This window comes from Oleidesulfovibrio alaskensis DSM 16109 (assembly GCF_000482745.1).
GTDB lineage: Bacteria > Desulfobacterota > Desulfovibrionia > Desulfovibrionales > Desulfovibrionaceae > Oleidesulfovibrio > Oleidesulfovibrio alaskensis.
The window spans coordinates 435,330-462,168 of record NZ_AXWQ01000005.1 but is presented as its reverse complement, the minus strand read 5'-3'; the positions used below and the strand labels follow the sequence as shown (position 1 = coordinate 462,168).

Here is a 26,839-nt window from a genome sequence, read left to right as displayed (position 1 = left end):
ATCATCTCCCTGCCCGCCGGAGGCAGTTACTAAGCAACCATAAATACGCCTCCGGCGGGCAAGGGGAATGATTCCCCTTGCATCCCCCGTTGCGCCCGCCCTGCACCGGTCAACCCGACTGCTTCGGGCGTACGGCTGCGCCATACGTTGGGCGTTCGGGAACCTTGCATGTAACGCTGCTTTATGGACCAGCTCATCGGGCGATTGTTGATGGGCATTCGGCAAGGCATGACGTAAGTTGCAGAGCAAACACAGCTCTGCCGCGCCGGAGCCATTTCTCTGCCGCCCGCCGACCCCGCGCATTGCGGGTGCAGGGAGATCATCTCCCTGCCCGCCGGAGGCAGTTACTGAACAACCCTAAATACACCTCCGGCGGGCAAGAGGAGTGATTCCCTTTAAAGCACAGTAGGTGATGCTCTGTGTTGGCAAGCTGGAAGGTGTATTTGTTACAAGGTGAAACCTGTAAGGCTACCGTGATGAAGAAGGCTTGATTTGTAGGCTCGCGGGGTTTACAGCTTTACTATACTGTGCAGTGGCCGGACAGAATATGTGTGGTGAATGCTTGTTGTTGGGCGACTGTGGACAGTATTTTTTGCTGTGCTGCTGTTGACACTTGTCAGGTGGTTGTGGATAGTGGTTGTAAGCGCTGACTAGCTGCTCAAACAAACTGTCTATGCTGGTGGCTAAAACCGTACCACGTTGAAACAATTTGCTACCGGCTGGCTTTCAGCGGATATCTATGCCAGCGTACTGATTCTGTATTTTTCCGCACTGGCTTTTTTTGCGGACGGTATTTGTCCGAGGACTTTCTGTTGCCGTTCATGGCCGGCAAACCTTTACTGCATGCATCGGGCTATTAGGGGCTTGAAAAGATTCTGCGAAGATATGTCCGGTTTCGATGTCATGCGGTAGAGCGGCGCAGATAGTTTTGGGCTGAGGGCTCCGGAGTTTTCCGGAGCCCTCTTTCGTTGTTTTTTCGTGGGATGAGATTGTTTATATGAGTCTGGCAGCGTTGTTACTGAAATTATACATGAGTGAGTGTTGTTGCGGGGCTGGTGCTGATGTGCTCTGATTCTGCACGTTTAGTTTTGCACGCTGCACCTGAAAGGAATTGGCGGACGGTCTGGATACAATGAAAATAGGGCGGGCAGCCGGAAGAGCGGTGAAGTGATGTGGGGCGTGGGAAATCGGGTGACGGGTACACAAAAAAAGACTGCAGTGTAACTGCAGTCTTATACTAGCGGATGGTGGGCCATCAGGGACTCGAACCCCGAACCAACTGATTAAGAGTCAGCTGCTCTACCAATTGAGCTAATGACCCGCTCTTGCGTCAAGCGCGGAGTGCAAACTATGCAGAACTCCACAGGTTGTCAACACTATTTTTCCATTTTTTTGGGGTGCGGCTATTCTGTCGCAGGCAGGCCGAATGCCTGCTGCAGAGCCTCCTCCATTTGCTCTGTTGTGAATATATCGCGCAACACGAGCGGCTTGTCCGAATGTTGTCCGGCAGGGAAAAGAGCCACAACGGGGATGGAACTGCTGCCCAGTGATTTGAGCAGCGATTCACCCTGAACAGACGGTTCTGTAAGATCGACCTGCACGATGCGTGCATTGTACTGCGTCATCCAGCGACGCAGGTTTTCGGCGTGTAGCGTGGTATGTTCCAGCACTTTGCAGTTGGGGCACCAGTCGGCGGTAAAGTCAACAATGACAGGCTGCTTGCCAAGCATCTGTTCAAAGCGGGCAGCCTCGAAGCGTTCCCACCCCGGGTGTGGAGCAGGCGGCTGATTGAGCCACCATGCCGCAGCCATCACAGTTGCTGCACACAGCACTCGCACACAGAGGCGTTGGCGGAATGATTTTTCAAGCCCGGAAAAACGACCCCACACCCACGCGGCAAGGCCGGTGATCCACAGCAATACCAGCATCGACGGCCAGAGGGTTTCAGGAAGAATACGCAGCAGGTAAACGGTTGTTCCCATGAGGAAGAAGCCGACGAGGCGTTCGAGTATACCTATCCAGCTGCCCGGTCGGGGAAAGTGCTTTACCAGTGCGGGAAACACCGCCATGGTGAGATACGGTGAAGACATGCCCAGTCCTACGCTGGCGAATACGGCCCCCAGCACCAGCGGAGACTGCATGAACGCCCAGCCCAGCACGCCGCCCAGAAAAGGGCCCGAGCAGGGAGTGGCAAGCAGGGTAGCCATCATGCCTGTAAAAAATGCCTGCCCGCGCGGGGAGCTTTGCGCTTCTGCGGGGACGGCTTTCAGGTCGAGCACCGGCAGGTTAAATACCCCGAACATGCTCAGACCCAGCGTAAACACCAGAACCACAAGAACGGCAACAAGAGTCTGGCTCTGGAACGCGCTGCCCCAGGCTAGTCCGGCCAGCCCCAGAACTGCGGCCAGCAACAGGAAAAAGCACATGATGCCGGCGGAAAACCAGATATTATGCATTCTGAAATGGTGTATGCGTTTATTCTGGTCCTGAATGCCGCTGGCGGTGAGCAGGGTGGACAGCTTGAGACTGACCACAGGCAGCACGCACGGCATGAAGTTAAGTATAAGGCCTGCAATCAGGCCGAAAAGCAGGGCCTTTCCCATGGAGCGCACTTCCAGTGATTCCATGAAAAATCGCGGGGTGAAGTTCCAGCTGAGCCGTACTTCATTTCCGTCAGCGGGGTGTTGTTTTACAGCCGCCATACCGGCATCAATGCGCCGGACGGCTGAAGGGGTGCGTGAAGTCTGTTCCAGCCGGGCGTATTCGCCCCACCACGGCTGTGCTTCTGCGCGTTGCAGCTGACCGGCCAGTTTCGTAGTGCCTTCGCGCGAGACCGGCCAGCAGTTCGCAGCCGAGCACATAAGGGCCGAAACACTCCATGAGAGCGTCTGTACCGCGGGGTCTTCGGGCAGCGGCACATAAAAACGTGCCGGCCCGTCATGCACGTTTACGGTGAGGGAAGGATCAAATGCGTCCGGTTTCGGGGTGCCTTGCGGGTATAGTACCGGCCTTTCCTCATCACCTGCCAGCGCGATGATGGCGACCGGTTTGCCGGCTTCTCCTGCCTCGCGGGCATAAAAATGGTAGCCGGCGGCGGGGGTCAGGGTGATAACCGCCACACGACGCGCAGGGCCGTTTATGCTGACAGAAAATGCCTGACTAGCGGTTACCAGCGGATCCGGTGTGTCCGGCGTGCCTGCGGCAGAGGATGCAGCAGGAGGCAGCTCAACGGCCCGGGCGGTCAGAAAGGCCGGCAGCAGACAGAGTAAAGTGAAAAGACAAGAGAAAAAAGATATACGAAGTGTCTTCATGGACAGGCACACTACTTTTTTTATGAAGAAACGAAAAGCCGCTTGACATCACGGCTCGATCCACTTAAATCACACTCCGCGCTTGACGCAAGAGCGGGTCATTAGCTCAATTGGTAGAGCAGCTGACTCTTAATCAGTTGGTTCGGGGTTCGAGTCCCTGATGGCCCACCATCCGCAAGAAATAAGGTTACGGTTTGTTCCGTAACCTTTTTTTTGTGCCGCGGGCAAGGGATATCAAATGATATCTGAATGCTAGCCGGTAAAATGATTACTGCGGACCGGTTTTTACCAGAATGCGTATGTACAGATCGCCGCGCCATGCGCCGATTTTGCGACCCTGACCCCGCAGGCGGATGGGCCGCCCCACCACAAAGTCAGGGGGCAGGGTTACTTCCAGTGTCTTTTTTTCGCCGGTGAACCCGACAGATATGTTCAGCCGCACTTTGCTGCCCGGCACCAGATTGGCAGGTGGCAGATAAACGGTCTGCTCATCGTCCATCTGCCCGCGCATCCAGCCTCTGATACCTGCAACCAGCCCCTGACTCAGGTCCAGATTCAGCTTTGATTCTCCCCATTCCAAAGCCAGCTTACGCCGTTTCTGCGGTTTTTTGCGGCTCAGTGCGCTGCCTTCGCGCCTGACCTGTGCATAAATGTCTTCAAACACGCGTCGGGCGAAAGGATCTTTAAGGATGTCCTGCAGAACATCTTCCTGCCGGTAATAGAAGCTGCCGGAGGCTGTATCCTGTCCTGCTGCGGTCTTTCGGGTGGTCTGCTCTTTCTGTTTGCCGGTGCCGGAGCGGAAGTTCTGCTTGGCGCGGGAGTATGCTCTGAATGCGTCGTCACGTGCCTGCCTGCCCGCAGCAGTGCCGCCGGAAGGTGCCGCGCCGGAGGTGGTGCCGCCGTTACCGGCAGCTGTCCCGCGGCGGGTCAGAATGACATAAGCCTCGTTAAGGCGCCGGAACTGACGACCTGCATCCGGTTTGTCAGGATGCAGGTCGGGATGCAGTTCAAAGGCGCGGCGACGGTACGCCGCTTTGACAGCTTCGTTGTCCGAGCCTTCGGGAATCTGGAGAATGCGGTAACATTCCTGCAGGGTCACGTTGTCACCTGTGGGTTGTCGCGACTACGCTGCTGCAGTGGTCGCCGTGGTTATCGGGTACCGGCGGGGGTAAGCGGACAGTCCTGCGCCAGCCGGGCGGCTTCGTCGTCATCAATGATAAGCGCTCTTGCCTCCGCGTTTCTGTCGCGGGCCAGCAGGCCCTGTTCGCGCAGATACCGCACCCCCTGTGCCGCAAATTCGGCATGTGTCACATTGCTGCGGATTCCGGGGCAGAAATCTTTGGCCATGGTCAGACTGTTGCTGTCTATCAGATTGCCGCGGAAAAAAGGCCATGCGCGGCAGATGTCAGGTTTGGCCACATGTACCGAGCATCCCTTGTCTTTCTCAAAGAATATACAGTAGTTGTCGCTGTCTGTCCGGATCATCAGCTTGCCACAGCGGCGTTCTCCGTAGGCGGCCTCAAACTCTTGCGATGTCAGCCCCAGATGCGCGCATATGCGGGCAAGGTCTTTGGGGCCAACCACTATGCCGCCTTTACCCAGACAGCAGTGGCCGCACATTTTGCAGTCAAATGCTTCTTCGTCTTTTATGCTCATATTCTTTACCGCATAACGCGTTGATGTTCCACCATGATGCATCTGTCCTCGATGACGGCCACATGTTTTTCGGCCATCATGGCTCCGGCCTCGGTGCTGCGTATGCCCAGCTGCATCCAGAAAGCAGCGGGCAGCTGCGGCATGCTGAGCACCTCGCGGGCGTGGTCGGGGCAGTACTGCGGGGCACGGAACAGATTTACAATGTCTACCGGTACGGGAATGTCCGTTACCGAGGGATACGTTACCAGCCCCCACACCTCACGCCGCACCGGATGGACGGGGATAACCGTGTAACCGGCTGTGATGAGGTAGCGTCCCACGTTGTCCACAGCCTGACCGGGCTTGTCTTTGGCGCCTATGATGGCGATGGTTCTGGCCTTGGCAAGCAGTTCGCGCAGAGTCTCGTCGAAAAGCATAGTTAGCACCTCGCTGGTCGTGTGGGAATTTTGGCAGAAAAAAACGGCGGCCCGCGCCGGAACGAGCGAACCTATATGATATGCATGCCTGCCGTAAAGTGCAATTGTCGCTTTGGTGCAGGCCGGCTGTGCAGCGTTGCGCCGGTGCGGACGTTGTTCTACAAGCAGATGAGATATCCGGGCGCGCATACGAGCTGCCTTGTCCTTTTACTTTACAGGAGTTGATATGCCTTCAGTTTCAGCGGGGCGTTTTGCCGCAGCGGAAAGAATGCCGGAAGATGAGCTGCAGCAGCGGCATGAACGCCTGCGCGGCATCATGCACCGGCGTGTGCCTGCGGCTTCGGGCATGCTGGTTTTTTCACGCGTCAATATTTATTACCTGACCGGAACGCTGGGCAACGGCGTATTGTGGCTGCCCGTGCAGGGTGACCCCGTGCTTATGCTGCGCAGGGGACTGCAGCGGGCCCGTGCAGAAAGTCCTTTGCGGCATATCGTGCCCTTCCGTTCGTTTTCAGACGTGATGCCGCGCTGTTCCGATGCCGGTGTGCCTGTGGGCGATGTGGCCGCCGTGGAACAGGGCGGGCTGACGTGGCAGCTGGGGACCATGCTGCAGGAACGCATGGGCGGGGTGTCTTTTGCACCCGCAGACAGCTGTCTGAGCGCCTGCCGCAGCGTGAAGACAGAGTGGGAACTGAAGAAAATGCGGCTGGCAGGGGCGCGGCATCATCAGGCTTTGCGGCATCTGCTGCCCGACAGGCTGCATGCGGGCATGACGGAGCGTCAGGTGGCCCATGCAGGCTGGCAGGTTTTTTACAGTCTGGGGCACTGCGGCATGATGCGCATGAACGCCGCCGGAGAAGAGATTTTTCTGGGGCATGTCTGCGCGGGCGACAGCGGCAATTATCCCAGCCATTTTAACGGGCCGCTGGGGCTTGTGGGCGAACATCCGGCAGTGCCGGCCATGGGGTATGCCGGAAAGGTGTGGCAGAAAGGGCAGGTGCTTTCGTGTGATATCGGTTTTTGTCTGGAAGGGTACCACACGGACAAGACGCAGATATATTTTGCCGGTGCAGCTGCTGCCGTGCCCGATGTCGTGCGCCGGGCGCATGATGTGTGCGTGATGATACAGCAGAAGACCGCTGAGGCATTGAAACCCGGTGCCGTCCCTTCCGAACTGTACGCACAGGCACTGCAGACTGCGCGGCGCGAGGGATTTGAGGCCGGATTCATGGGCGTGGACGACAGAAAGGTGGCTTTTCTGGGGCACGGCATCGGTCTGGCCATTGATGATCAGCCCGTTATTGCCGCCCGTTTTGACGCACCTGTGGAAAAAGGCATGGTCTTTGCGCTGGAGCCGAAGATAGGCATTGAGGGAACCGGCATGGTGGGCGTTGAAAACACGTATGAAGTGACGGAAGACGGCTGCCGGTGCCTTACGGGTGACGATTTCGGTATTGTGTGCGTGGAGTAGCCTGCGGCGCGGTCAGGCTCCGGAGTGCGTGTAACCGGTGCTGCGGGCGTAGCGGGTTGCTTTTGCTTATTAGCGGAAGGGGCTGTGAACTGGCTGTGACGGGTAGCGGCGTGTCCGTCTGGTGCTGCGCTGCTGCCGCGCATGCTCCGGCCGGTGCCGAACGGTGGCCGAACGGTCAGCCCGCTGTCAGCCGGCCTTCAAGCCATGCGCTGACTGCCTCCTGCGGCGGGCAGTCGGGAGCACCCGTAACACATGTGATGCCTTCGCGGCGCAGGCGGTTTTCCATCTCGGCGGAAAGCCCGCCGGTGATGAGCACGTTGACTCCCTGCCCGGCGAGCCACTCCGGCAAAGTGGTCGAGTCTGCGGGTGCAGGAACGGTGCGTACCTCTTGCACCTGCCTGCTTTTACCGTCAGCCTGCGCCAGAATAATTTCTTCGCAGTAACCGGCGTGGCGGCACAGCGTGCCTCCGGCGGCAGTGACAGCCACGGTAACCGGCCCGTGCAGTGATGGTGCCTGCGGCCTGTCGTTTTCCGAAAGGGCAAGCACTGTCTGCACCACACGCATGACAGCCTGCGCCGCTGCTGCTTCAGGGCGGGCCTGCACAAACACCAGCCCCTTGTCACCGGACCGCACAACCTGAGGGTCCAGCGGGACGGCGCCAAGAAAAGGCACGCCTGTTTCTTCTGCCAGATCTTTTCCTCCGCCTTTGCCGAACAGCGCCTCCAGATGGCCGCACTGCGGGCAGGCTATGCCGCTCATGTTTTCTACCAGTCCCAGTACTGGATTGCCCAGATCCCGGCAGAACGATATGGAGCGGCGTACGTCGTCAACGGCGACAGCCTGCGGCGTGGTGACAATAAGGCCCTGGGCGTCGGCACCGAGCAGTTGCAGCACCGAAAGCGGTTCATCTCCGGTGCCGGGGGGGCAGTCGGCGATCAGATAGTCAAGGTCGCCCCACACCACGTCGGCCAGCAGTTGCCTGATAAATCCCATTTTTACGGGGCCGCGCCAGACAACGGCCTGATCCATGTCGGGCAGCAGAAAGCCCAGCGACATGACGGAAAGACCGGCACTCCAGCGGACAGGCTCGATATAGTCGTTTTCAATGGTGACACGGGCATTGTGCAGGCCGAGCAGGCGGGGCACGCTGGGACCGTGGACATCGACGTCTATAAGGCCCACGCGTTTGCCCGCCAGCGCAAGCCCTGCCGCCAGATTGACGGCAAATGTGGACTTGCCCACGCCGCCCTTGCCCGACATGACCACGACTTTGTGGCGGATGCGTTTCAATGTACGCTGCAGGCGCATTTCTTCGGGGTTCAGTTCCTGCAGACCCTGTGCCTGTGCTCCTGCGGTCTGCCCGCAGCCGGTATTACTCATGGCTTTATGCTTCCTGAAAAAAGTTGTGGCGCGGCGGGATGTGCTGCCCGAAAAAAAGCCCGCAGCGCGGTGCGTTGCGGGCCGGTGCATATACGGAAAATCAGGCCGCGCGCTTGGCGGTTACGGCTGTGCGTATCCAGTCGTACCATGCTTGCAGCCCTTCGCCGGAGCGGCATGAAACAGGCAGGAAAGCAAGGTCCTTATTAAGGTGAGTGGCAAACCGGCGTGCACGTTCCACGTCAAAATCGACATAAGGCAGCAGGTCGGTTTTATTCAGCACCATGGCTGCGGAAAGGTTGAACAGCAGAGGGTATTTTTCCGGCTTGTCGTCACCTTCCGTCACGCTGAGCAGGGCGATTTTAAAATCTTCGCCGCAGTCAAATTCCACGGGACATACCAGATTTCCCACGTTTTCGATGAACAGGATATCCGTTGCTTTCAGGTCGAAATGCTGTACGGCATCCAGCACCATGGCGCTGTTCAGATGGCAGCCGCCGTCGGTGTTTATCTGTACTGCCTTTGCTCCGGTGGCCGCAACGCGCCGCGCATCGTTGGATGTCTGCAGGTCGCCCTCCACCACGGCCATGACGAATTCGTCCTTCAGATCGGTAAGAGTGCGTTCCAGCAGGCTGGTTTTGCCCGCGCCGGGTGAACTGATAAGGTTCAGAACCAGCAGATCGCTTTGAGCAAACAGTTTGCGCAGCTGTGCCGCGGTCTGTTCGTTGGCTTCCAGAACGTTGCGGATAACGGGAATTTCCATGGCGCTTCCTTATTCTGCTTCGATGTGATCGACAAAAAGCTCGCGCCCTGTCAGCACCTCGTGGGCAAACTCGCGCCCGCAGCGGGGGCAGGGCATGTACAGTATGTCCTCATGTTCGGGGGTGAAAGTTTCACCGCACCCGCCGCAGGCAACCGTCAGGGGAACCTCTTCCAGTTCCAGTCTGGCATCTTTGATGCCTGCCTCAAGGCAGGTGGCTTCAAAGCCCATCTGCAGGGCTTCGGGAACGATGTTGGTCAGCCTGCCGTAGCGTACCCGCACCATCAGCAGGCGGGTGGCTCCGTGCTTGGCCATTTCTTCCTTGACGATATCTATCAGGCTTGCGGCGATGGACATTTCATGCATGAATGATAGGTAAATCAAAAGAAACACGGCGTAAAGTGCTGTTGTGATATTCAGGGTTTGCATGGCATGCCGCGTTGCGTGTATGCTGTGGCTGCGTGCGGGATGCGGCGGGCCGCTGTCCGGCCGTATGGCCGCGCATATCAGCTTAATTTGCAATACCAAGGATCATACCGTGAGGCTAGACAGGTATCTGGGTGTATATTCAACTGTGGAAAGCGCGCCTTTTTCCGCCGGAAGGCCCGGAAAACCTTCGTCACGCAAGCGTTACTGGAGTGTCTGGGCAAAAGACGGTGAAGAGGTGCTTGTGCAGCCGCTTACCGGCAGCCTTGACCCCGGCGGTGACATACGGCCTGTGCCCCGCGCCGAACTGGAAAGCCGCTTTATGCACGAACCGGGGCTGACGGCCCTGTTGCCGGCAGAACCCGATGCAGCAGCCGGCGGTCAGCTGAAAATTGAACTGGAAGGCGATGACCCTTTCTACGCGTCAGATGCCGCCGCCGGAGAGGATTACCGTCAGGAGGATGAACGGCCGGCACGGCTTGATCTTGACGAGCTGACGCTGGAAGAGGCCGAAGAAACAGAGCATGCCGCCCGCACCGACTTTGCCTTTGCCCTTACCTATCTGCGCAGGGGCGAAACAGACAGGGCCAGAGCGCTGTTTGAAAGTCTGGCCGCGCCGGATGCGCGTTATCAGCCCGGACACCGGCATATGTTTACCGATTTCGGCATAAGTCTGCGCAAAAGCGGTCTGCCGGAGGTGGCGCTGATGCACCACAAAAGGGCATTGCAGCTCAGTCCGTCCGACGACCATATTCATTTCAATATTGCCAGAGTCTGTTTTGATATGGGAAACATGCGCGATGCGTTGCATCATCTTGAGGCATCGCTTGCGATGAATCCGCAGCTTGAAGCGTCGAAGCGCTTCAAAGAGTATATTCTTAACCATGAGAAACATGGCCGCTAGCGCCATGAGACCACCGGAGTGAATACATGAACCGCGTAATTGCCATGCTGATTCTTGGCGTGCTGCTTACCGCCATGGTGCTGATCGTGGCTAACTACATGTCGCGTCCTGATGTGCCGGCCAACTATGCACAGGAAGAAACCGTGCCTTCCGTGGCTGTGCCTGCCCCGCAGGACGGCAACGCCACTCAGCCGGAAAACGTTGATCTGCGCAGCATGCTGCAAAAGCCTGCCGCCGTGCCCGAAGATCTGCCCGAAACCGTGGACGGCGGGCTGCCTCAGCCCGAACCTGTGGCTCCGGGAGCGGCAACCCCCGGAAGCGGCGAAAATGCGAGCGTGCCCGCTCCGCCGGCGGTTGACCTGAACGCCGTGCGCGCCGCGGCGCCGCAGAAAGACACCGCACAGGATGACGTTGCCGCTGTGTCCGGCGGCAGTGAAGAACCGGTGAAACAGGCTCAGCCTGCCGCACCTTCCGTGGCGGAAAAAACTCAGCCTGCGGCTGCCGCGCCTGTCGTTAAAAAAGAACCCTCCGTGCGCAAAACCGGAGCCGTAACAATGGAGGCATCCGGTTTCCGCTTCGACGGCAGCAAGCTTATTTTTTATGTCAGAGGGTCGCGTCCGTTCGAGCATTCGGTGTTTACGCTGAGCAAGCCCGACAGGCTGGTTGTGGATGTGAAGGGGGCGTGGACAAAGGTCAGCACGCCGCAGACACCTTCCAACCGCCTTGTGAAAAACACCCGCTCCGGCGTGTACAAAGATCACGTCAGATTTGTTCTTGATCTTAAAGCTCCTCTTGTGTCGCATACTGCAAAAATGCAGGGTAATGAGCTTGTGATCATAATGAATTGATGTTCTGAAAGCCTATATACTGTTTTTTCTGTTCAAGCGTCCTCAGCCTGCAGGCTGAGGACGCTTGTTTTGTGGTGTGCAAGAGAATGTGCTGTTTCATTTATGACACAGTGTATTTTTGTTTTTAATGTTTGCCAAAAATAACATTCGCCATTATATTTTTATAATAGTTATCGTTTAGTGGACAATTGCGGATCGGATGTGCGCAATCATCGGGGGCTGTATGGCATTGCAGAAGCGGCTTGATGCGGTAAGCAGACGTCTGGAAAGTCAGTTGCCGCGCGAGATAATTGCGGTGATGGATACCGTTGCAACGCAGCTGCGGCTGGCTGATGTGCAGGGAAAAGCGGCACGGCAGGGGGCATATGCTCCCATGTTCAGTATGCGTGATATGCTGGGCAACGTGATCAATCCTGTGGACAGGTTGCTGCAGGGGCCTGTGCTGATCAGTTTTTTCAGAGGAAAATGGTGCAGGTACTGCATCGAGGAACTGCTGGAACTTAATGCGCTGGCGGCACAGGTGCGGCAGGCCGGTGGCAGCATTATTGCTGTTACCCCTCAGTTGCCCCGTTTTAACAGGGCCATGGCGTACGAGTGCTCACTTGGGTTTGATGTTCTGACTGATACGGGCTGCCGCATGGCTTCGGCGATGGGGCTTGCCTATCAGGTGCCGCCGGCGGTGAAGAATCTTTTTGTACATTTCGGCATTGACCTGGCCAGATATAACGGAGCTTCGGGGTGGCATCTTCCTGTCACGTCGCGGTATGTGGTCGGCACAGACGGTCGTATTGCCTGCGCCCATATTGATCTGGACTACAGCAGACGGACACCGCCGGAAGAAACGCTGGGCGTTTTGCGGTCTCTGGGCGCGGCCTGACAATCCCTTCCGGCTGCAACTGTGGCCGGCCGCCTTGTTGCATAAAAAAAGACATCGCATTGCGATGTCTTTTTTATGGCGCGGTCATGCTCTGCCGTGCAGGGCATAAAAGGCCTATTCCGCTTCAAATCCTATGCCGGTGATGGCATCTTTAATCTTTTGCACATCCACAGGAGCAGAAGGATCTGCCTCTTCCCATGTTGCTTTGCCTTTTTCCAGATCAACGGACACGTTCTTCAGCCCCTGAATGGCGGAAAGTGCATTGGTGACTGATGTCTTGCAGTGGTTGCACGACATTCCTTTTACTGTGATGTCCGGCATGTCTGCCTCCTGTGTTTTGTTCCGCGACGGAATCGTTGTGTATAAAAAGTTGACACTCTTTTTTTTTGCACCTGATGAATTGCTTTCGCCCTTGAAATGAGTATGGTATTTTGAGAATCGATGTCAACTGGGAGAGCTCAAATGAAAGACGATTCACAATTGTCAGCCGCGGACGGGGGCGAAACCGGCGCGGCAGGTGTAACGCACGACGGTGCACAGCCGCCCCGTACAGCCAGAATGCCGGTCAAGGGTATGACCTGCGCGGTCTGCGCCGGACGGATAGAAAAAGTTGTCGGCGCCATGCAGGGCGTGCAGTCCGTCAATGTCAACCTTGCTTCTGAAATCATGGACGTGAGCTGGAATCCGGAAGTGGTCCGGCTTGATGATATTACTGCCGGAGTGAAAAAACTGGGCTTTGAGGCGATGCCTCCCCGGGACGAAGCTTTGGAAGAGACTGTGCTGCGCTTTTCTGTGGGAGGCATGACCTGTGCCGCCTGTTCCGGAAGAATAGAAAAAGTTGTGGGCGGCATGGAGGGCGTTGCTTCGGTGACGGTAAGCCTGCCGGCGGAAACGGCCACCGTGGTGCCCATGGCGGGAACGGCGCACCGGGCACTGGTTGACGCTGTGGAAGCGCGCATACGGGCGCTGGGTTTCACCGCGCAGTACATGGCGCCCGAAGCGGCGGACGATGCACATGCTCTGTGGGAAAAGCAGAAGGCCGAAAGCGACGCCCGTCTTGCCGAAATGCGGCGCAGGCTTGTTCCTGCTTTTCTTTTTGCACTGCCGCTGTTTGTCATCTCCATGGGAGAAATGGCGGGGTTGCCCATGCCCGCGTTGCTTTCACCGCATCGGTCGCCGGTGTCGTTTGCCCTTGTGCAGCTTATGCTGGTGCTGCCTGTCATGTGGTCGGGCCGCAATTTTTACCGCGTGGGTTTCAGAAACCTGATCAACGGCGGACCCAACATGGATTCGCTTATTGCGGTGGGTACGGGAGCGGCGTTTGCCTACAGCCTGTGGAACACCGTGGAGATTGTGCTGGGCGTGGATGTGATGCAGCGCGCCATGGACCTGTATTACGAGTCGGCAGCCGTGATCATTGCCTTGATTTCGCTTGGCAAATACTTTGAAGTCCGCTCCCGCGCCCGCACGTCCGAGGCCATACGGGGACTCATGGAGCTGACGCCTGATACGGCTCTGCTGGTTGAGCCGGAAGGCCACCGCGAGGTTCCCGTGGCAGAAGTGCATCGCGGCGACAGGTTGCTGGTGCGCCCCGGTGACAGAATTCCCGTGGACGGGATATTGGTTTCCGGCACTTCAAGTGTTGATGAATCCATGCTGACGGGTGAAAGCATGCCGGTGACCAAGCGTGAAGGCGACAGCGTGGCGGGCGGCACCATTAACGGTACCGGCTCGTTCACCATGCGCGCGGAACGCGTGGGAGCCGACACTGTGCTGGCGCGTATCATCCGGCTGGTGCAGGACGCGCAGGGATCCAAGGCTCCCATTGCCAGTCTGGCAGACAGAGTGTCGTTGTATTTTGTTCCCATTGTCATGGCTGTGGCACTGGTGTCCGGTCTCAGCTGGTTTGCTTTCAGCGGAGAAGGCTTTGCTTTTTCGCTGCGCATTTTCATTGCGGTGCTGGTTATCGCCTGCCCGTGCGCCATGGGACTGGCCACTCCCACTTCCATTATGGTGGGCACGGGACGCGGAGCGCAGCTGGGTGTGCTGATCAAAAGCGGTACCGCGCTGGAAGCCGCCGGCAGGGTGCAGGCCGTTGTGTTTGATAAAACCGGAACCCTGACGGAAGGGCATCCTGTGCTTGAGGATGTGGAGCCGGTAGGCTCTGCGGCACAGCCGGATGTTCTGGTACGGCTTGCCGCGTCTCTCGAATCTGCTTCTGAACACCCGCTGGGCGCGGCCATTGTGGAAGGTGCCCGCAGGCGTCAGCTTTCGCTGTGGCCGGTGGACGGCGTATCTGCCGTGCCGGGACGCGGGGTTACGGGCACTGTCGCTTCACCGGAAGGTGAGCGCAGGATTCATATAGGCAATACCGCATTTCTGCGTGAAGCAGGTATGCAGGCCGATTGGGACGCTGTGGGGCGGCTTATGCAGGGTCATGCCGAAAAAGGCCGAACCCCCCTGCTGATGGGGGTGGACGGTCAGGTGGCCGGGGTGCTTACGGTGGCTGATCCGTTGAAGGAAAACGCTCCGGCTGTGGTTGCCGGTCTGAAAGATATGGGCATCCATGTGGTGATGCTGACCGGTGACAACGCCACCACGGCGCGGGCCGTGGCGGAGCGTGCCGGTATAGATGACGTGGTGGCCGAAGTGATGCCCGATGAAAAGGATGCCAAAGTGGCGGCGCTGCAGGAGCGCGGCTACAGAGTGGCCATGGTGGGAGACGGTATCAACGATGCTCCCGCACTGGCGCGCGCCGATGTGGGCATAGCCATGGGAACGGGCATCGATGTGGCCGTGGAGGCCGGCGACGTGGTGCTGATGAAAGGAGACCTGCACGGTGTGCTGACTGCGCTGGCGCTTTCGCGTGCCACGGTGCGCAACATCAAGCAGAACCTTTTCTGGGCATTCGGCTATAACGTGCTCGGGATTCCGGTGGCCATGGGGCTTTTGCATGCGCTTTTCGGCGGCCCCACGCTTTCGCCCATGATAGCCGGCGCTGCCATGGCCATGAGTTCCGTGTCCGTAGTCAGCAATGCGCTGAGGCTGCGATTTTTCAGGCCCTCATAGGCATGCGTGCAGAGCTGCTGTAATCTTGTATGACGGCGGGCGTGACAGCCCGCCTTTTTTATTGCCGGCGGGGATGATTGTGCGGGGCTGTAAGGTTCGCAGCGGACTGTACAGGGCGGGTCAGTAGTTTCTTATGTATGCGTCCAGATTTTCTGCTGTGCAGTTCTTGCTTACCCAGAAAGCGGCAGCCCATACGGAAAGCGCGGCGGCCTGCGTATCGTCCAGGCGGCGCAGTTTGGCTTCCAGCGATGCTTTGCCCGCTCCGTGTCTGGTGTGCAGCAGGTTCAGTTCGCAGGCGTCCTGCACGCGCAACAGCAGATAATCAAGCCGCGTCTGTTCCGGCATGAGCCTGATGTCTTTATGCGCTTCGACTATGGTTTTCAGCTCAGGAGCGGTAAATTGATCCTTGATGCTGGATATGGCGCGGAAAAAGGTATCCACTGCCCACGGCAGAATGAATTCGGCTCCCGCACTTTTGGTGCGGAAATAATCTTTGAGCCACTTTTCCTGATCGCCGGAAATTCTGGCGGCTACCTGCGGCATGGCTTTCCCCCTGCGCTGTGCGCAAACGCTTGTCCGGTGGGGCGTTCCGGATTTTAGGACAATATCGGAAAACATACCTTGCCCGGAGCCAGAGTTCAAGACATTTTCTAGAGCTTTGCGGAACACTGAAAAAGGCAACGGCTGCAGACCGTTGCCCTGAACTCTGTGTTTTGTATGGATGCGAACGCGTGAAAAACTACAGTATTACTTCGCCTTCAAGTTCCGTATTGTCCGGAATATGTGCGGTTCCGCCGGTTGTGATGGTTGTGTCGCCGCGGATAACCACGTTTCTGCCAAAGGTCACATCGCCTTTTATGGTCAGACTGCTGCACTCTTTCAGCGAAGGCGGACCATATGGAATGCGCTGCAGCAGTTTGTCGTAATGGTCGTAGTACCTGTCGTCCAGAGTGACCTGCGGGGTGGGGTAGCGGCATTCCGGACTGAAGCTCACCGTGCCCTGATTCAGCGCGAAGCAGTCGGACATGACGGCCAGCAGGTCGGAACATTTTTTGACGGGGATGAATCTGTCACGGTTGACCACTACGGCCTGCGCACCGGTAAACATGGAAATACCCGCTCCCATGGCTGTTTCCACCTGCCAGACCGGTTCCGAGCTTTTGTCCCGCGGGTTCACCGTTTTGGGATTGAGGATGACCGGCAGACGCAGGAGTCCCTCTTTTTCAATGCGTTTTTTAAGCGCGTGCAGGTCGACCCACAGGTTGTTGGTATTGAAAAGTCCGTAACGGCGGATATCCTGAAAGGCGTCGGTTTCATCGGGGGGGCACTGCGCCAGTTCGCGCAGTATCAGACCGCCGTCGCGGTGTTGCGCCAGATGACCGCCCTTTTTGTCAGAAGCTGTGCGCGGAGCCACCTCCATGATAAAGGGCAACTCGTTGCCGGCCATGTATCCGAGAATACGCATATCCAGCACGGCACCCAGATTGTCGGAGTTGGAGACAAAGGCATAGCGGCGCCCGTGGGAGAGCAGATCGTCCAGCACGCCTGAAGTGACCAGCGAAGCATACAGGTCGCCGTGTCCGGGCGGGTTCCATTCCATGTCCGGACTTTGCGGGTACGACACAGGCTGCAGCGTACGGCGTGAAACCTTGGGAAATTTGTGCTGCACAAAGCATACCGGTGTGCACTGGCGGCAGTCTTCTTCGCGTATGTCGGCAAGTGCCTGCAGAGTTTCTTCGTGCGTGCTGAAGCTGTTCATGAGAGCAAGCGGCAGCGGGCCGCCGCACTCTTTTTGCTGCAGCAGGGCCTGCTGCATAATAATATCCAGAAAGCGCATCTCGCCGAAAACGGGTATAAGCGATTTTGCATGGGTCATGCCCATGCTGGTACCCAGTCCGCCGTTCAGCTTGATAACCACAGCCTGACGCGCCGCCTGTCTGCCTGCTTCGCGGAAGGACTCCAGCGAATCGACATGAGGCAGGTCGGCAGCGGAGACAGGCAGCAGTTCCGCTTCGTGCAGATAGCCGGTGTGGCGGGCCACGATTTCGTCGTAGTAACTGTTAAAAAGGCGTATCAGCCCTTCGGATAGGCCATGCAGCCGCATTTTGCGGGCAAAAGGGGCAAAAGCCGTCTGGCCGTTACCGGCGCGGGGGCTGTCGTCTGCAGCAGGTGTCTGTTGTTCTGTCATGGTACCGGATGGAAAAACCCGCATGGGTGTCACAGGCTCCGTGTGGGTTGCGGTTGTGATGCGGAAAACCGGAAAAACGAACCTGTATATTACGATAACTGTGGTATATTGCCAGTATAAATTTGTCCGCGGTCCAGATGTGCGGGCATGCCCCGCAGCATCGGGAAATTTGGTGTTCAACTGTCTATACTATTTCGTGATTTATGGCAAAGTCCGTGCAGGGCTTGCGGTGCGGCAGACCAACGGACGGTAAAGGCGGAGCATGCAGGCGGGGTGTGCGGGTGCCGGATGTGTATCAGGCCGGCTCTCCGGCTTTTTCTATAAGCACTGTGCCGTTGGTGAGCTCTGTCAGTGCCTGTCGCAGAGCGGCTACGTTCTCCTGCGGCAGGGTTATGGTAAAACCTGCATCAGCGGCGTATTCTTCGTGCGTCACTACGGCCTCGTGTTCTTCAATCAACCGTTTAAAAACGGTCACATGAGTGTATTCCATAATTATATTCAGATGGGCGGGAAAAATTTTTTCACGCACGGGCAGGCTTTCCAGTCCCAGCGAAACCATGCCACCGTATGCGCGTACCAGCCCCCCTGTGCCCAGTTTGGTACCGCCGAAGTACCGCGTGACCACCACGGCGATTTCTCCCACGCCGCCATGCAGCAGCACATTGAGCATGGGGCGTCCTGCAGTGCCGTGAGGTTCTCCGTCGTCGCTCATGCCCACGCGGGCGGTGTCACCCGGCGCGCCGCACATGAAAGCCCAGCAGTTGTGGGTGGCATCGGCATGGCGGGTGCGGATGCTGTCAATGAACTCTCTGGCCGAATCCGGACACGGGGCATGGGCCAGATAGGCAATAAACAGACTGCGTTTAATGGTGTCCTGCACGGTATGCACTGCCACCGCGGGCACAGGATAGCGCTGATTCATGGCCTGTGCCTACTCTGCAGGCGCGGCGGGGTCAAGATGCGCGCCAGCTGTCATTTGACGCCCGCCTTTCAAGCGGGTAGGTAGCGGCTCAGACTGGCTCAGAGCCTGTCAGGCGGAATCATATATTATGTCTAAAATACTTATTATTGCAGAAAAACCATCCGTAGCGCGGGAAATTGCACCGCTGGTCGGTGCCGTTTCCAGACGTGACGGCTTTCTGGAAGGCCCGACGCATATCGTCAGCTGGGCGGTGGGGCATCTGGTTAACATAGCCGAGCCGGAAGAACAGGACGAAGCATGGGGCGGACGCTGGGCGCTGGAACAGCTGCCCATGATTCCCCGGCAGTTTCGACTGACCGTGCTGCCCGAAGCCCGCAGACAGTATGAAACCGTGCGGCGGCTCATGCATCGCGATGATGTGGCGCATGTGGTTAACGCCACCGACGCCGGACGGGAGGGTGAGCTTATTTTCCGGCGCATCCAGCTGCACGCCGGCTGCACAAAGCCTGTGCAGCGCATGTGGGCCAACGATATGACGGAAGAAGGGCTGCGCCGCAGTCTGGGCAACCTGCTGGAGGATGCCGCCAAGCGTAATCTGGGGCTTGCGGCCTTTGCACGGGCCGAGGCGGACTGGCTTATCGGTATGAATCTTTCGCGCCTGTTCACGCTGAAGGCCGGTTCACTTATTTCTGTCGGTCGTGTGCAGACGCCGGTGCTCAAGCTTATCTGTGACCGGCGTGCGGAAATAGAACATTTTGTTCCTTCTGATTTCTGGACGGTGGAGGCCCGTTTCGGCCGCAGCGCACCCTGTAATGCCGGTGGTGCCGCAGCTGCGGCCGGTTCCGCCGCGCCGGTGTGTTTGTCTGCCGGGGCGGCGGACGCGCAAGGAGCGGAAAAACACCCCCCGCAGGCCGCTGCGGCAACTGCCGGTCAGGCATCATGCCCGCCGGATGAGAACGCGGATGCCCGAGGCACGGGAACGGAGACACCGGCTGATGATGTGTTCAGTGCCGTGTGGCACCTGCCGCCGGACTTCAAGGAAACACGTCTGGAGCGGCAGGATGATGCCGAAGCAGTCATCGGTCGTTGTCAGGGCGGTACAGGCGTGGTGGACGCCACGGAAAACCGCAAGGGTTCTCAGAAACCTCCGCTCCCCTTCGACCTGACTACCCTGCAGCGCGAAGCGAACTCGCGTTTCGGCTATTCAGCCAAGGAAACACTGGCCATAGCGCAGGCTCTGTACGAACAGCGCAAGCTCATCACTTATCCCAGAACTGATTCGCGATACCTTACCCGTGATTTGTTCAAGGAAATTTTAAAGCATTTCAGAGCGGTATATCATCTGTACCCGCAGGAGACGGTTCCGGCAGTGGAGCGTGTCAAAGCGGGGTGCAAGTTTGACTGTGTCAATGACAAAAAAGTCACCGATCACCACGCCATCATTCCCACCGCTGCCAAAGGCAGGCCTGATGCGCTTTCTGCCGAAGAACGTAATGTTTACGACATGGTCTGCCGCCGTTTTGTGGCCGCGTTCAGCGCTCCGGCCAGTTTCATGTCATCCACGGTACGGGTGCTCTCCGGTGAAGATGTTTTTGTAGCGCGGGGAAAAGTATTCAAGGATATCGGCTGGCTGGCTGTGGAACCGTGGCGCACGGCCGAGGACAACCCGTTGCCCGCACTGCGCAAGGGGACACGGCTGCATGTGCATGAAGTTTCGGCTGTCAGACGGCAGACAAAAGCTCCGGCGCATTTTACCGATGCTTCGCTGCTTGCCGCCATGGAAACCGCGGGGCGGCTGGTGGATGACGAAGAGCTGCGCAATGCCATGAAGGAGCGCGGGCTGGGCACTCCGGCCACAAGGGCACAGATTATTGAAACCCTGCTGGCGCGGGGATATGTGGAAAAGAAAGGCAAAAGGCTGATTGCCACCGATTCCGGCATGCAGGCCGCGGCGCTGGTCTCTTCCATGCTGCCTGATATGGCCTCGGCGGAACTGACCGGTCTCTGGGAAAAAAAGCTCAAAGATATCGAAGCGGGAAATAATACATACCCTTTGTTCATGCAGGAAATCAGAACCATGCTGGCGCAGAGTGTTGAAAGCATAAAGCCCCGCAATGTCAAAAACATACTGGTAGAAACCGCTGCGCGTCTGGCCTCGCGCGAGCTGGACGGTAAATGCCCGTTGTGCGGGGCAGAAGTGGAAGAGCGGGACAAAGGCTTCGGGTGCAGCCGCTGGAAACGCGCTGACGGCGGGTGTCCCTTTATGATCTGGCGGACATTTATGGGTACGCAGATTGATGCGGGTATGGTACGCGAGCTGCTGGAGACGGGCTTCACCAGTCAGGAACTGCAGCTTACTTCCCGCGGCGGCAATACTTTTTCGGCACGGCTCAGACTGGAGCAGGGAAGAGTGCGCCCCGACCTGCCGGAAAAACATGCCCGTGCGTCCGGCGGCGCTGCACCGTCTGCCGGTGTGGACATGCACGACCCTGCCGAAAATCCTTTTTTCGCGGATGAAAATCCGTTTCCGCCGGAAATGCCCTGATTGACCTGCGTGCTTGATGCCTGCCCGTTTTTGCGCAGCTCAGGCTGACCTGTATGGCTCGACCGGAAAAAGCAGACTTGCTCCGCTTTTTCCGGTCTGTTTTTTGTTCCTGTTGCTTTTTGATGCCGAGATGTTAAGTGTGGCGGTGCTTTTTTCCTCCGGGCAAAAAAAAAAATTGCAGAAAAGGGTTTACAAAGAGAAAAAAGTTTGTTTAATAGGAATCGTTACTGATTGAGAGCGGAGTGCTTCCGCAGAATATAACTGAAAACAAAACATACAGGAGCATTGAAATGTCCAAGACCATGGAAAATCTGATGGCTGCTTTTGCCGGTGAATCTCAGGCCAACCGCAAGTACCTTGCCTTTGCCAAGCAGGCAGAAAAGGAAGGCCACCATCAGGTTGCCAGACTGTTCCGCGCTGCCGCCGATGCCGAGACCATTCATGCTCACGGTCATCTGCGCAATGCCGGTAAAATAGGCACCACAGCCGAAAACCTGAAGGCCGCCATTGAAGGCGAGACCTATGAATTTGAAAAGATGTACCCCGTGATGATTGAAGAAGCCGAAGCCGAGGGCGAAAAGGTTGCAGCACGGTATTTCGGGTTTGCCAACAAGGCGGAAGAAGTGCACGCCAATCTGTACAAGAAGATGCTTGCAGCGCTGGAAAGCCCCGAAGAAGTTGACTACTACAACTGTTCCGTGTGCGGATACACCCACGAAGGTCCTTTTGACGGCGATAAGTGCCCCATCTGCGGCGCCGCCTCCAAGGCTTTCTACAAGGTAGATTAATTTACGGGACAGGGTTTTTGCCCTGCCTGAGTTGCCTGCGGGCCGGAAATATATTTCCGGCCCGTTTTTTTTGTGCCGGACGGTGTGCTGTGCGGCTTCCGGGTGGCCTATGGGCGGGTGCAGGCCGGTAATGGTTCCGGATTATTCAGAATAATAACGTTGTATATATCGACGCGTGTCATTTTTTATCTGCTGTTTATGTGCTATGATCCTTTAAGGTAACCGTGTGCACTTCCGGCGGCGCACGTCCGGCGGCGGGCGGAACGTATGAAAACAATTATTCCGGGGCAGGGTATGACAATTAAGGTAAGGCTGATTGCAGGACTGGGTGTGCTTGTTTTTCTGACAGTTCTGCTGGGCGGTGTGGGTATATTCGCGCTGGAGCAGGGTAAAAAGGATCTCAGCCATCTGATAGACGAACAGGTGGAGCTGCGTGACATGGCGGATGCCATACGCTATGGCGCGGCGCAGCACCGCAGGTTTGAAAAAGACCTGTTTCTGAACATCGGCGACAGAGAGCGGCAACAGCGTTATCTTGCCCGTTTCCGCGAGGCTTCGGCCGCGCTCGGCGCAGATATTGAGCGTCTGGGCCGCATAGTTTCCGCCAGCAGTGCCATGAGCGAACACCGGAGACTGCCGGATGTGCTGAAACAGGCGCACGCGGACTATGTGCGGGCATTTGAATCGCTGGCCGCGGAAACCATGGATGACCCTGACCTGACTCCGCAGGAAGCCAACAGGCGGTTCGGCTCGGCCAAGGAGCATATCTACCTGCTGGAAAGTACAACAGATGAAATTGTCCGGCTGGTGACACACGGCCTGGACAGTTACATTGAGCTTATTCTCAGCCGTAACAATACATTGCGCCTGTTGATGATCTGCCTGACGGTGTTTGTGGCTGCGGCGGGAGCGGGGGCGGCCCGCTGGCTGTTCCGTTCTGTGGAGGTTCCGCTCGCGGCTGTTATAGAACATACGGAACAGGTGGCCGACGGCAGGCTGGATCATCGCAGCACATACCGTTTTTCCGGTGAAATGCAGACGCTTTTCGGTGCTGTGGAACGCATGGTGCAGTCCATCAAAGAACGAATTCTGCATAATCAGGCTATCATTAACGGTGTACCCGATCCTATTATCGTGACGGATGCCGGCTGTATGATAACCTCGGTGAATGCTGCCGCACTGGAGCTTCTGGGCAAGGATGAAAAGACGCTGGCAGGGCAGGCGCTGACTTCTGTGCTGGGGCGCGATTTTCACGGTGGCGAGTCTCCGGTGGAAACCATTGCCCGCAGCGGCGCAGCGGGGCACGCCCTCACGTTTGCCCATGCTTCGGGAGGGCAGGAGCGGTATTACCATGCGCGGGCCGTGAAGCTGGCGGACGGCGGGGGGCATGTGTACGGCTATATGGAGGTTCTGCAGGATATCACATCAGTCAAGGCGGGCGAGCTGAACGCTCTGCGTCAGTCCGAGCGTCTGGCGGGAATTGCACGCAAGGCTGAAGGAATTGCTGCCAATGTGGCCGAGGCTTCCGGAATTTTGGAAGAGCAGGTTACCGAGGCTGCCCGGGGTGCCGACCAGCAGCAGCAGCGCAGTTCGGAGTCGGCCACAGCCATGGAAGAGATGAACGCCACGGTACGGGAAGTGGCGCAGAATGCTTCGGATACGCATCTGATGACCGAAGACGTGCGCCGCAAGGCGTCGCATGGTGCCGAACTGGTTGACGGCGTGGTGCGTGCGGTGGACGGGCTGGAACGTCAGTCGCTTGAACTGCGTACGGAAATGGAGCAGCTGGGGGCCAAAGCGGCGGATACAGGCAAGGTGCTGGGAGTGATAACGGATATTGCGGACCAGACAAACCTGCTCGCCCTTAATGCGGCCATAGAGGCCGCCCGTGCCGGAGATGCCGGAAGAGGGTTTGCCGTAGTTGCCGACGAGGTGCGCAAGCTGGCGGAAAAAACCATGCAGGCCACCGGTGAGGTGGAGCAGGTCATCATGGGTATTCAGCAGTACACCGCGCGCAGTGTGCAGGCTACGGAAACCGCAGTACGCGCCGTAAGCGAAAGCCGCGGGCTGGCCGGAGAAGCAGGACGTATGCTGCACGAAATAGTGGGTGCGGTGCATACTGCCAGCGATCAGGTAAATTCCATTGCCACCGCAGCGGAAGAACAGGCCGCCACCAGTGAGGAAATTAACAGGATAATTATGGAAGTAAATGAAATTTCTGATGATACGGCACAGCGGATGGCCGAGGCGGAGCATGCTGTGCGCAGCCTTTCCGGCGAGGCTGCCGCTTTGCGGGCTCTCATTGATTCCATGCATGACGAAACCTAGCCGCGGCGGAACACCGTCACAGCGGCAGGAAGGGTATGACAGCGCGGCGTTTAACGACGCCGCGCGCTTGCGCTGAAAGCATATTTGCGCCACTCTTGCGCCTCGACGACACACCTACTCACCTTAACAGAGAAGGAGATGGTTCCGTGCGTTACCGCAACATGACCATGCTTCTGGAAGACCTTGAGCGCCACGGGCAGCTTATCCGTGTGGATGCCGAGGTGGACCCATACCTTGAAATTGCCGCCATCCAGCGTCGTGCGTATCGCGCGGGCGCACCGGCAATGCTGTTTACCCGTGTGAAAGGCACGCGTTTTCCCATGGTTGCCAACCTGTTCGGCACCATGGACCGCACGCGGTTCATTTTCCGCTCTTCGCTGCGTGCGCTGGAAGGACTGTTCCGGCTCAAGGTTGATCCGTTCGACTTTTTCAAACATCCCTGGCGCTATGCCGGGGTTCCCCGTGCACTTTTCAGCGCCATGCCGCGCACGGTGAAAAAAGGTTCTGTTTTTGAAAACACCGCTGCCGTCAGCGAACTGCCGCAGCTTGTCTCGTGGCCGCGTGACGGCGGCGGGTATGTGACGCTGCCGCAGGTGTATACAGAAAGCCCCGAGCATCCGGGGTACAAACATTCCAATATGGGAATGTACCGCGTGCAGCTTACCGGCCCGCACTATGAAAAAGACAGGGAAGTGGGGCTGCACTACCAGATACACCGGGGCATTGGGTACCACCACGCGCAGGCACTGCGTGTGGGCGAGTCGCTGAAAGTCAATATCTTTGTGGGTGGCCCCCCGGCCATGACTCTGGCCGCGGTGATGCCTCTGCCCGATGATATTCCTGAAGTGGTTTTTGCCGGTGCGCTGGCCGGGTTCCGTATTCCCATGGTGCGGCGCGGGGGTGACCTGCCCGTGCTGGCAGACGCCGATTTCTGCATCAGCGGCACCATAATGCCGTATCAGAAGCCGGAAGGGCCTTTCGGGGATCATCTGGGGTATTACAGTCTGGAGCACGATTTTCCCGTGCTGCGCGTGGATAATGTCTGGCACCGTAACGGCGCTGTCTGGCCGTTTACCACTGTGGGACGCCCCCCGCAGGAAGATACCGTTTTCGGCGATTTTATCCACGAGCTGACTGCGGCCATGGTGCCGCAGGTGTTCAGCGGGGTGCACGAGATACAGGCGGTTGACGCCGCGGGTGTGCATCCGCTGTTGCTGGCCATAGGCAGCGAACGTTATGTACCCTGGGCCAGCGAACGCCAGCCGCAGGAACTTATCACATCGGGCATGGCGCTGCTGGGCAGCACCCAGACCTCGCTTTCCAAGTATGTGATGATCACCGCGCGCGAAGACGCTCCCGCGCTGACAACTCATGACTACGACGGGTTCTTCAAGCATATGTTGGAGCGTACCGATTTTGGCCGTGACCTGCATTTTATCACGCGTACCACGATAGATACGCTGGATTACACCGGTATCAGCCTTAATCAGGGTTCCAAACTTGTCTGGACAGCCTGTGGCGAGAAAAAGCGCGCCCTTGCCCACCATCTGCCTGCGGATCTTACTCTGCCTGCGGGGTTTGGTGATGCGCGGCTGTTCGGGCGGGGTATTGTGGTGCTCAGAGGACCGGCGCATACGGCAGCGCGTGACGAACATGACGAGGCCATGTTCCGGCTTGCCGAGCACCTCGGCGGTATCGGCGGGCTGGAAGGAACACCGCTTTTTGTGGTGGCGGACGATGCCGCTTTTACGGCAGAGGACTGGACGAACTTCCTGTGGGTCACGTTCACCCGCTCTGATCCCGCAACGGATATGTACGGTGCAGGCGCCTTTACCCATTGCAAGCACTGGGGATGCCGCGGGCCGCTCATCATTGACGCCCGGCTGAAATCGTTCCATGCCCCTGCGCTGGAGACAGACCCTGATGTGGAACGCAGGGTGGACGAACTGGGTGCCCCCGGGGGGCCGCTGCACGGATTTGTGTAAGGCGTTTACATACGAAACAGAAGGACGGGAGTACGCTCAGGTACTCCCGTCTGTTTTTTAGCAAATGCCTGCGTCCGCAGCGGAACCGTTATGCTGCGGCCTGCAGAACGCTCAGGCTGCCGGCTGCGCTGCGGCCTGATCAATGACCCAGCTCAGCCTGCCGGCAGCGGGGGCGATGTGCTGTATGGGCAGGAGGCGTGGTTCCAGCAGGTTGAGCGCTTTTGCCAGCACCGGATGTTTCGCGTGACCGCTGGCCATGACAATGACATCGCGGGCATTGTTGATGACCGGCAGGGTCAGGGTCAGACGCGTGCTGTGCAGCGAGGGTACATACTGGTCAATGACCAGTTTTTCGCGCTCCTCCAGTCCGGTGGAGTGCGGAAAAAGCGATGCCGTATGACCATCGGCGCCTGTTCCCAGCAGCACGCAGTCAAAGCGGGGCAGCTCACCCGCTGACAGCCCGAACTGCCTGCGCAGCAGTTCTTCATATGCCTGTGCGGCAATTTCCGGCTGTGCTTCTCCTTTCATACGGTAGAATTTTGTGGCGTCCACCTTATGCAGCAGCTCGTCGCGGGCCACACGGTAGTTGCTCTGCTCGTGGTCGGGGTGGACGCAGCGTTCGTCCACCCAGTATACGCTGACTTTATTCCACGGAATGCGGTCTGCGTATTCCTGCCCGGCAAGCAGCCGGAACAGCGGCACCGGCGTGCTGCCGCCGGAAAGCGCTATGGTGAAGGCATCGTGCGCGGCCACTGCCGCGGCGCAGCGTTCTATTATAAGCTCCGCCGCCTGCCGTGCCATGGCATCGGGGTCGGGTGTGATATACAGCGAAAGATGCGAAACCAATGTCATGATGTAACCCCCATGGTGATTTACGACGTAATCCGTGGCGGCATGTGCCGTCCGGAGCCGTACGTCGTGTGCCATGGTGCCACACCCTGCGTTGTTTTGGAATAGAGCAGATGCA

Annotated in this window: 21 protein-coding genes and 2 tRNA genes; 10 read left to right on the top strand and 13 right to left on the bottom strand. The window is 57.9% G+C overall.

Features of this window, described 5'->3' with window-relative positions; genetic code table 11:
- Positions 1-1,245 precede the first annotated feature (1,245 nt).
- A tRNA-Lys gene (locus tag H586_RS0104985) sits at positions 1,246-1,321 on the bottom strand.
- Between the two features lie 82 nt (positions 1,322-1,403).
- A complete protein-coding gene (locus tag H586_RS18200) occupies positions 1,404-3,311 on the bottom strand; it encodes a protein-disulfide reductase DsbD family protein (RefSeq protein ID WP_051363866.1) in 1,908 nt (635 codons plus the stop codon).
- 95 nt (positions 3,312-3,406) lie between these two features.
- Between H586_RS18200 and H586_RS0104975 the strand changes: the two genes are divergently transcribed.
- Positions 3,407-3,482, top strand: a tRNA-Lys gene (locus tag H586_RS0104975).
- Between the two features lie 97 nt (positions 3,483-3,579).
- Here H586_RS0104975 and H586_RS0104970 read toward each other — a convergent pair.
- From H586_RS0104970 to H586_RS0104960, 3 genes are read right to left on the bottom strand one after another with little or no spacing between them, the layout of a single operon-like run.
- Positions 3,580-4,410: a J domain-containing protein gene (locus H586_RS0104970; RefSeq protein WP_027181494.1), complete on the bottom strand. Its 831-nt coding sequence runs from the start codon at positions 4,408-4,410 to the stop codon at positions 3,580-3,582.
- 50 nt (positions 4,411-4,460) lie between these two features.
- Positions 4,461-4,967, bottom strand: a complete 507-nt coding sequence (locus H586_RS0104965) for a YkgJ family cysteine cluster protein (protein WP_027181493.1) — start codon at positions 4,965-4,967, stop codon at positions 4,461-4,463.
- Positions 4,968-4,972: 5 nt separating this feature from the next.
- Positions 4,973-5,383: a CoA-binding protein gene (locus H586_RS0104960; RefSeq protein WP_011367287.1), complete on the bottom strand. Its 411-nt coding sequence runs from the start codon at positions 5,381-5,383 to the stop codon at positions 4,973-4,975.
- 226 nt (positions 5,384-5,609) lie between these two features.
- Between H586_RS0104960 and H586_RS0104955 the strand changes: the two genes are divergently transcribed.
- Entirely contained in the window at positions 5,610-6,854 is a 1,245-nt protein-coding gene (locus tag H586_RS0104955) for a M24 family metallopeptidase (RefSeq protein WP_027181492.1), read from the top strand.
- 175 nt (positions 6,855-7,029) lie between these two features.
- Here the strand turns inward: H586_RS0104955 and H586_RS0104950 are convergent, their stop codons facing one another.
- The 3 genes from H586_RS0104950 to H586_RS0104940 all read right to left on the bottom strand — a co-directional run bounded on the left by H586_RS0104950 (position 7,030) and on the right by H586_RS0104940 (position 9,358).
- Complete coding sequence (locus tag H586_RS0104950) at positions 7,030-8,235, bottom strand: iron-sulfur cluster carrier protein MrpORP (RefSeq protein ID WP_027181491.1); 1,206 nt, start codon at positions 8,233-8,235, stop codon at positions 7,030-7,032.
- 100 nt (positions 8,236-8,335) lie between these two features.
- Positions 8,336-8,995, bottom strand: coding sequence for a hydrogenase nickel incorporation protein HypB (gene hypB, locus H586_RS0104945; protein ID WP_011367290.1), 660 nt, complete (start codon positions 8,993-8,995; stop codon positions 8,336-8,338).
- Positions 8,996-9,004: 9 nt separating this feature from the next.
- Positions 9,005-9,358 carry a hydrogenase maturation nickel metallochaperone HypA/HybF gene (locus H586_RS0104940; protein ID WP_011367291.1) on the bottom strand — a complete coding sequence of 118 codons (354 nt, stop codon included), beginning with the start codon at positions 9,356-9,358 and terminating at the stop codon, positions 9,005-9,007.
- 172 nt (positions 9,359-9,530) lie between these two features.
- On the opposite strand from H586_RS0104940, the gene H586_RS0104935 reads away from it, so the two are divergent.
- The 3 genes from H586_RS0104935 to H586_RS0104925 all read left to right on the top strand — a co-directional run bounded on the left by H586_RS0104935 (position 9,531) and on the right by H586_RS0104925 (position 12,047).
- Positions 9,531-10,322, top strand: coding sequence for a tetratricopeptide repeat protein (locus tag H586_RS0104935; RefSeq protein ID WP_027181490.1), 792 nt, complete (start codon positions 9,531-9,533; stop codon positions 10,320-10,322).
- 26 nt (positions 10,323-10,348) lie between these two features.
- Complete coding sequence (locus H586_RS0104930) at positions 10,349-11,170, top strand: AMIN domain-containing protein (RefSeq protein WP_027181489.1); 822 nt, start codon at positions 10,349-10,351, stop codon at positions 11,168-11,170.
- A gap of 223 nt (positions 11,171-11,393) precedes the next feature.
- Positions 11,394-12,047 (top strand): peroxiredoxin-like family protein, encoded by a 654-nt coding sequence (locus H586_RS0104925; RefSeq protein ID WP_162147951.1) that lies wholly within the window; start codon positions 11,394-11,396, stop codon positions 12,045-12,047.
- A 114-nt stretch (positions 12,048-12,161) separates the two neighbouring features.
- Here the strand turns inward: H586_RS0104925 and H586_RS0104920 are convergent, their stop codons facing one another.
- A complete protein-coding gene (locus H586_RS0104920; protein ID WP_011367295.1) occupies positions 12,162-12,368 on the bottom strand; it encodes a cation transporter in 207 nt (68 codons plus the stop codon).
- 141 nt (positions 12,369-12,509) lie between these two features.
- Between H586_RS0104920 and H586_RS0104915 the strand changes: the two genes are divergently transcribed.
- Complete coding sequence (locus H586_RS0104915; protein WP_027181487.1) at positions 12,510-15,116, top strand: heavy metal translocating P-type ATPase; 2,607 nt, start codon at positions 12,510-12,512, stop codon at positions 15,114-15,116.
- Positions 15,117-15,236: 120 nt separating this feature from the next.
- Here H586_RS0104915 and H586_RS0104910 read toward each other — a convergent pair whose 3' ends face one another.
- From H586_RS0104910 to H586_RS0104895, 3 genes are all read right to left on the bottom strand, one after another.
- Positions 15,237-15,659: a hypothetical protein gene (locus H586_RS0104910; protein ID WP_011367297.1), complete on the bottom strand. Its 423-nt coding sequence runs from the start codon at positions 15,657-15,659 to the stop codon at positions 15,237-15,239.
- A 196-nt stretch (positions 15,660-15,855) separates the two neighbouring features.
- Positions 15,856-17,328: a UTP--glucose-1-phosphate uridylyltransferase gene (locus H586_RS0104905; RefSeq protein ID WP_011367298.1), complete on the bottom strand. Its 1,473-nt coding sequence runs from the start codon at positions 17,326-17,328 to the stop codon at positions 15,856-15,858.
- A gap of 271 nt (positions 17,329-17,599) precedes the next feature.
- The gene (locus H586_RS0104895) at positions 17,600-18,226 is read right to left on the bottom strand and encodes a YigZ family protein (protein ID WP_011367299.1); all 627 of its coding nucleotides are present in this window, start codon (positions 18,224-18,226) and stop codon (positions 17,600-17,602) included.
- A gap of 127 nt (positions 18,227-18,353) precedes the next feature.
- On the opposite strand from H586_RS0104895, the gene H586_RS0104890 reads away from it, so the two are divergent.
- The 4 genes from H586_RS0104890 to H586_RS0104870 all read left to right on the top strand — a co-directional run bounded on the left by H586_RS0104890 (position 18,354) and on the right by H586_RS0104870 (position 25,872).
- Complete coding sequence (locus tag H586_RS0104890) at positions 18,354-20,771, top strand: type IA DNA topoisomerase (RefSeq protein ID WP_027181485.1); 2,418 nt, start codon at positions 18,354-18,356, stop codon at positions 20,769-20,771.
- Between the two features lie 290 nt (positions 20,772-21,061).
- A complete protein-coding gene (locus H586_RS0104880) occupies positions 21,062-21,559 on the top strand; it encodes a rubrerythrin family protein (protein ID WP_011367301.1) in 498 nt (165 codons plus the stop codon).
- 294 nt (positions 21,560-21,853) lie between these two features.
- On the top strand, positions 21,854-23,887 hold the full coding sequence (locus H586_RS18195; protein WP_034618647.1) for a methyl-accepting chemotaxis protein: 2,034 nt from the start codon (positions 21,854-21,856) through the stop codon (positions 23,885-23,887).
- A 146-nt stretch (positions 23,888-24,033) separates the two neighbouring features.
- Positions 24,034-25,872, top strand: coding sequence for a UbiD family decarboxylase (locus H586_RS0104870; RefSeq protein WP_027181483.1), 1,839 nt, complete (start codon positions 24,034-24,036; stop codon positions 25,870-25,872).
- A gap of 111 nt (positions 25,873-25,983) precedes the next feature.
- Here H586_RS0104870 and pgl read toward each other — a convergent pair whose 3' ends face one another.
- On the bottom strand, positions 25,984-26,724 hold the full coding sequence (pgl, locus tag H586_RS0104865) for a 6-phosphogluconolactonase (protein ID WP_027181482.1): 741 nt from the start codon (positions 26,722-26,724) through the stop codon (positions 25,984-25,986).
- Positions 26,725-26,839 lie beyond the last annotated feature (115 nt).

What these genes read in the sequence shown, in the direction of transcription:
- pgl (WP_027181482.1), bottom strand. Translation starts at nt 26,724, where the DNA reads ATGACATTGGTTTCGCATCTTTCGCTGTATATCACACCCGACCCCGAT.
- H586_RS0104965 (WP_027181493.1), bottom strand. Translation starts at nt 4,967, where the DNA reads ATGAGCATAAAAGACGAAGAAGCATTTGACTGCAAAATGTGCGGCCAC.
- H586_RS0104890 (WP_027181485.1), top strand. Translation starts at nt 18,354, where the DNA reads ATGTCTAAAATACTTATTATTGCAGAAAAACCATCCGTAGCGCGGGAA.
- hypB (WP_011367290.1), bottom strand. Translation starts at nt 8,995, where the DNA reads ATGGAAATTCCCGTTATCCGCAACGTTCTGGAAGCCAACGAACAGACC.
- H586_RS0104950 (WP_027181491.1), bottom strand. Translation starts at nt 8,235, where the DNA reads ATGAGTAATACCGGCTGCGGGCAGACCGCAGGAGCACAGGCACAGGGT.
- H586_RS0104895 (WP_011367299.1), bottom strand. Translation starts at nt 18,226, where the DNA reads ATGAATCAGCGCTATCCTGTGCCCGCGGTGGCAGTGCATACCGTGCAG.
- H586_RS0104925 (WP_162147951.1), top strand. Translation starts at nt 11,394, where the DNA reads ATGGCATTGCAGAAGCGGCTTGATGCGGTAAGCAGACGTCTGGAAAGT.
- H586_RS0104930 (WP_027181489.1), top strand. Translation starts at nt 10,349, where the DNA reads ATGAACCGCGTAATTGCCATGCTGATTCTTGGCGTGCTGCTTACCGCC.
- H586_RS0104920 (WP_011367295.1), bottom strand. Translation starts at nt 12,368, where the DNA reads ATGCCGGACATCACAGTAAAAGGAATGTCGTGCAACCACTGCAAGACA.
- H586_RS0104960 (WP_011367287.1), bottom strand. Translation starts at nt 5,383, where the DNA reads ATGCTTTTCGACGAGACTCTGCGCGAACTGCTTGCCAAGGCCAGAACC.
- H586_RS0104940 (WP_011367291.1), bottom strand. Translation starts at nt 9,358, where the DNA reads ATGCATGAAATGTCCATCGCCGCAAGCCTGATAGATATCGTCAAGGAA.
- H586_RS18195 (WP_034618647.1), top strand. Translation starts at nt 21,854, where the DNA reads ATGACAATTAAGGTAAGGCTGATTGCAGGACTGGGTGTGCTTGTTTTT.
- H586_RS18200 (WP_051363866.1), bottom strand. Translation starts at nt 3,311, where the DNA reads ATGAAGACACTTCGTATATCTTTTTTCTCTTGTCTTTTCACTTTACTC.
- H586_RS0104955 (WP_027181492.1), top strand. Translation starts at nt 5,610, where the DNA reads ATGCCTTCAGTTTCAGCGGGGCGTTTTGCCGCAGCGGAAAGAATGCCG.
- H586_RS0104915 (WP_027181487.1), top strand. Translation starts at nt 12,510, where the DNA reads ATGAAAGACGATTCACAATTGTCAGCCGCGGACGGGGGCGAAACCGGC.
- H586_RS0104880 (WP_011367301.1), top strand. Translation starts at nt 21,062, where the DNA reads ATGTCCAAGACCATGGAAAATCTGATGGCTGCTTTTGCCGGTGAATCT.
- H586_RS0104910 (WP_011367297.1), bottom strand. Translation starts at nt 15,659, where the DNA reads ATGCCGCAGGTAGCCGCCAGAATTTCCGGCGATCAGGAAAAGTGGCTC.
- H586_RS0104905 (WP_011367298.1), bottom strand. Translation starts at nt 17,328, where the DNA reads ATGCGGGTTTTTCCATCCGGTACCATGACAGAACAACAGACACCTGCT.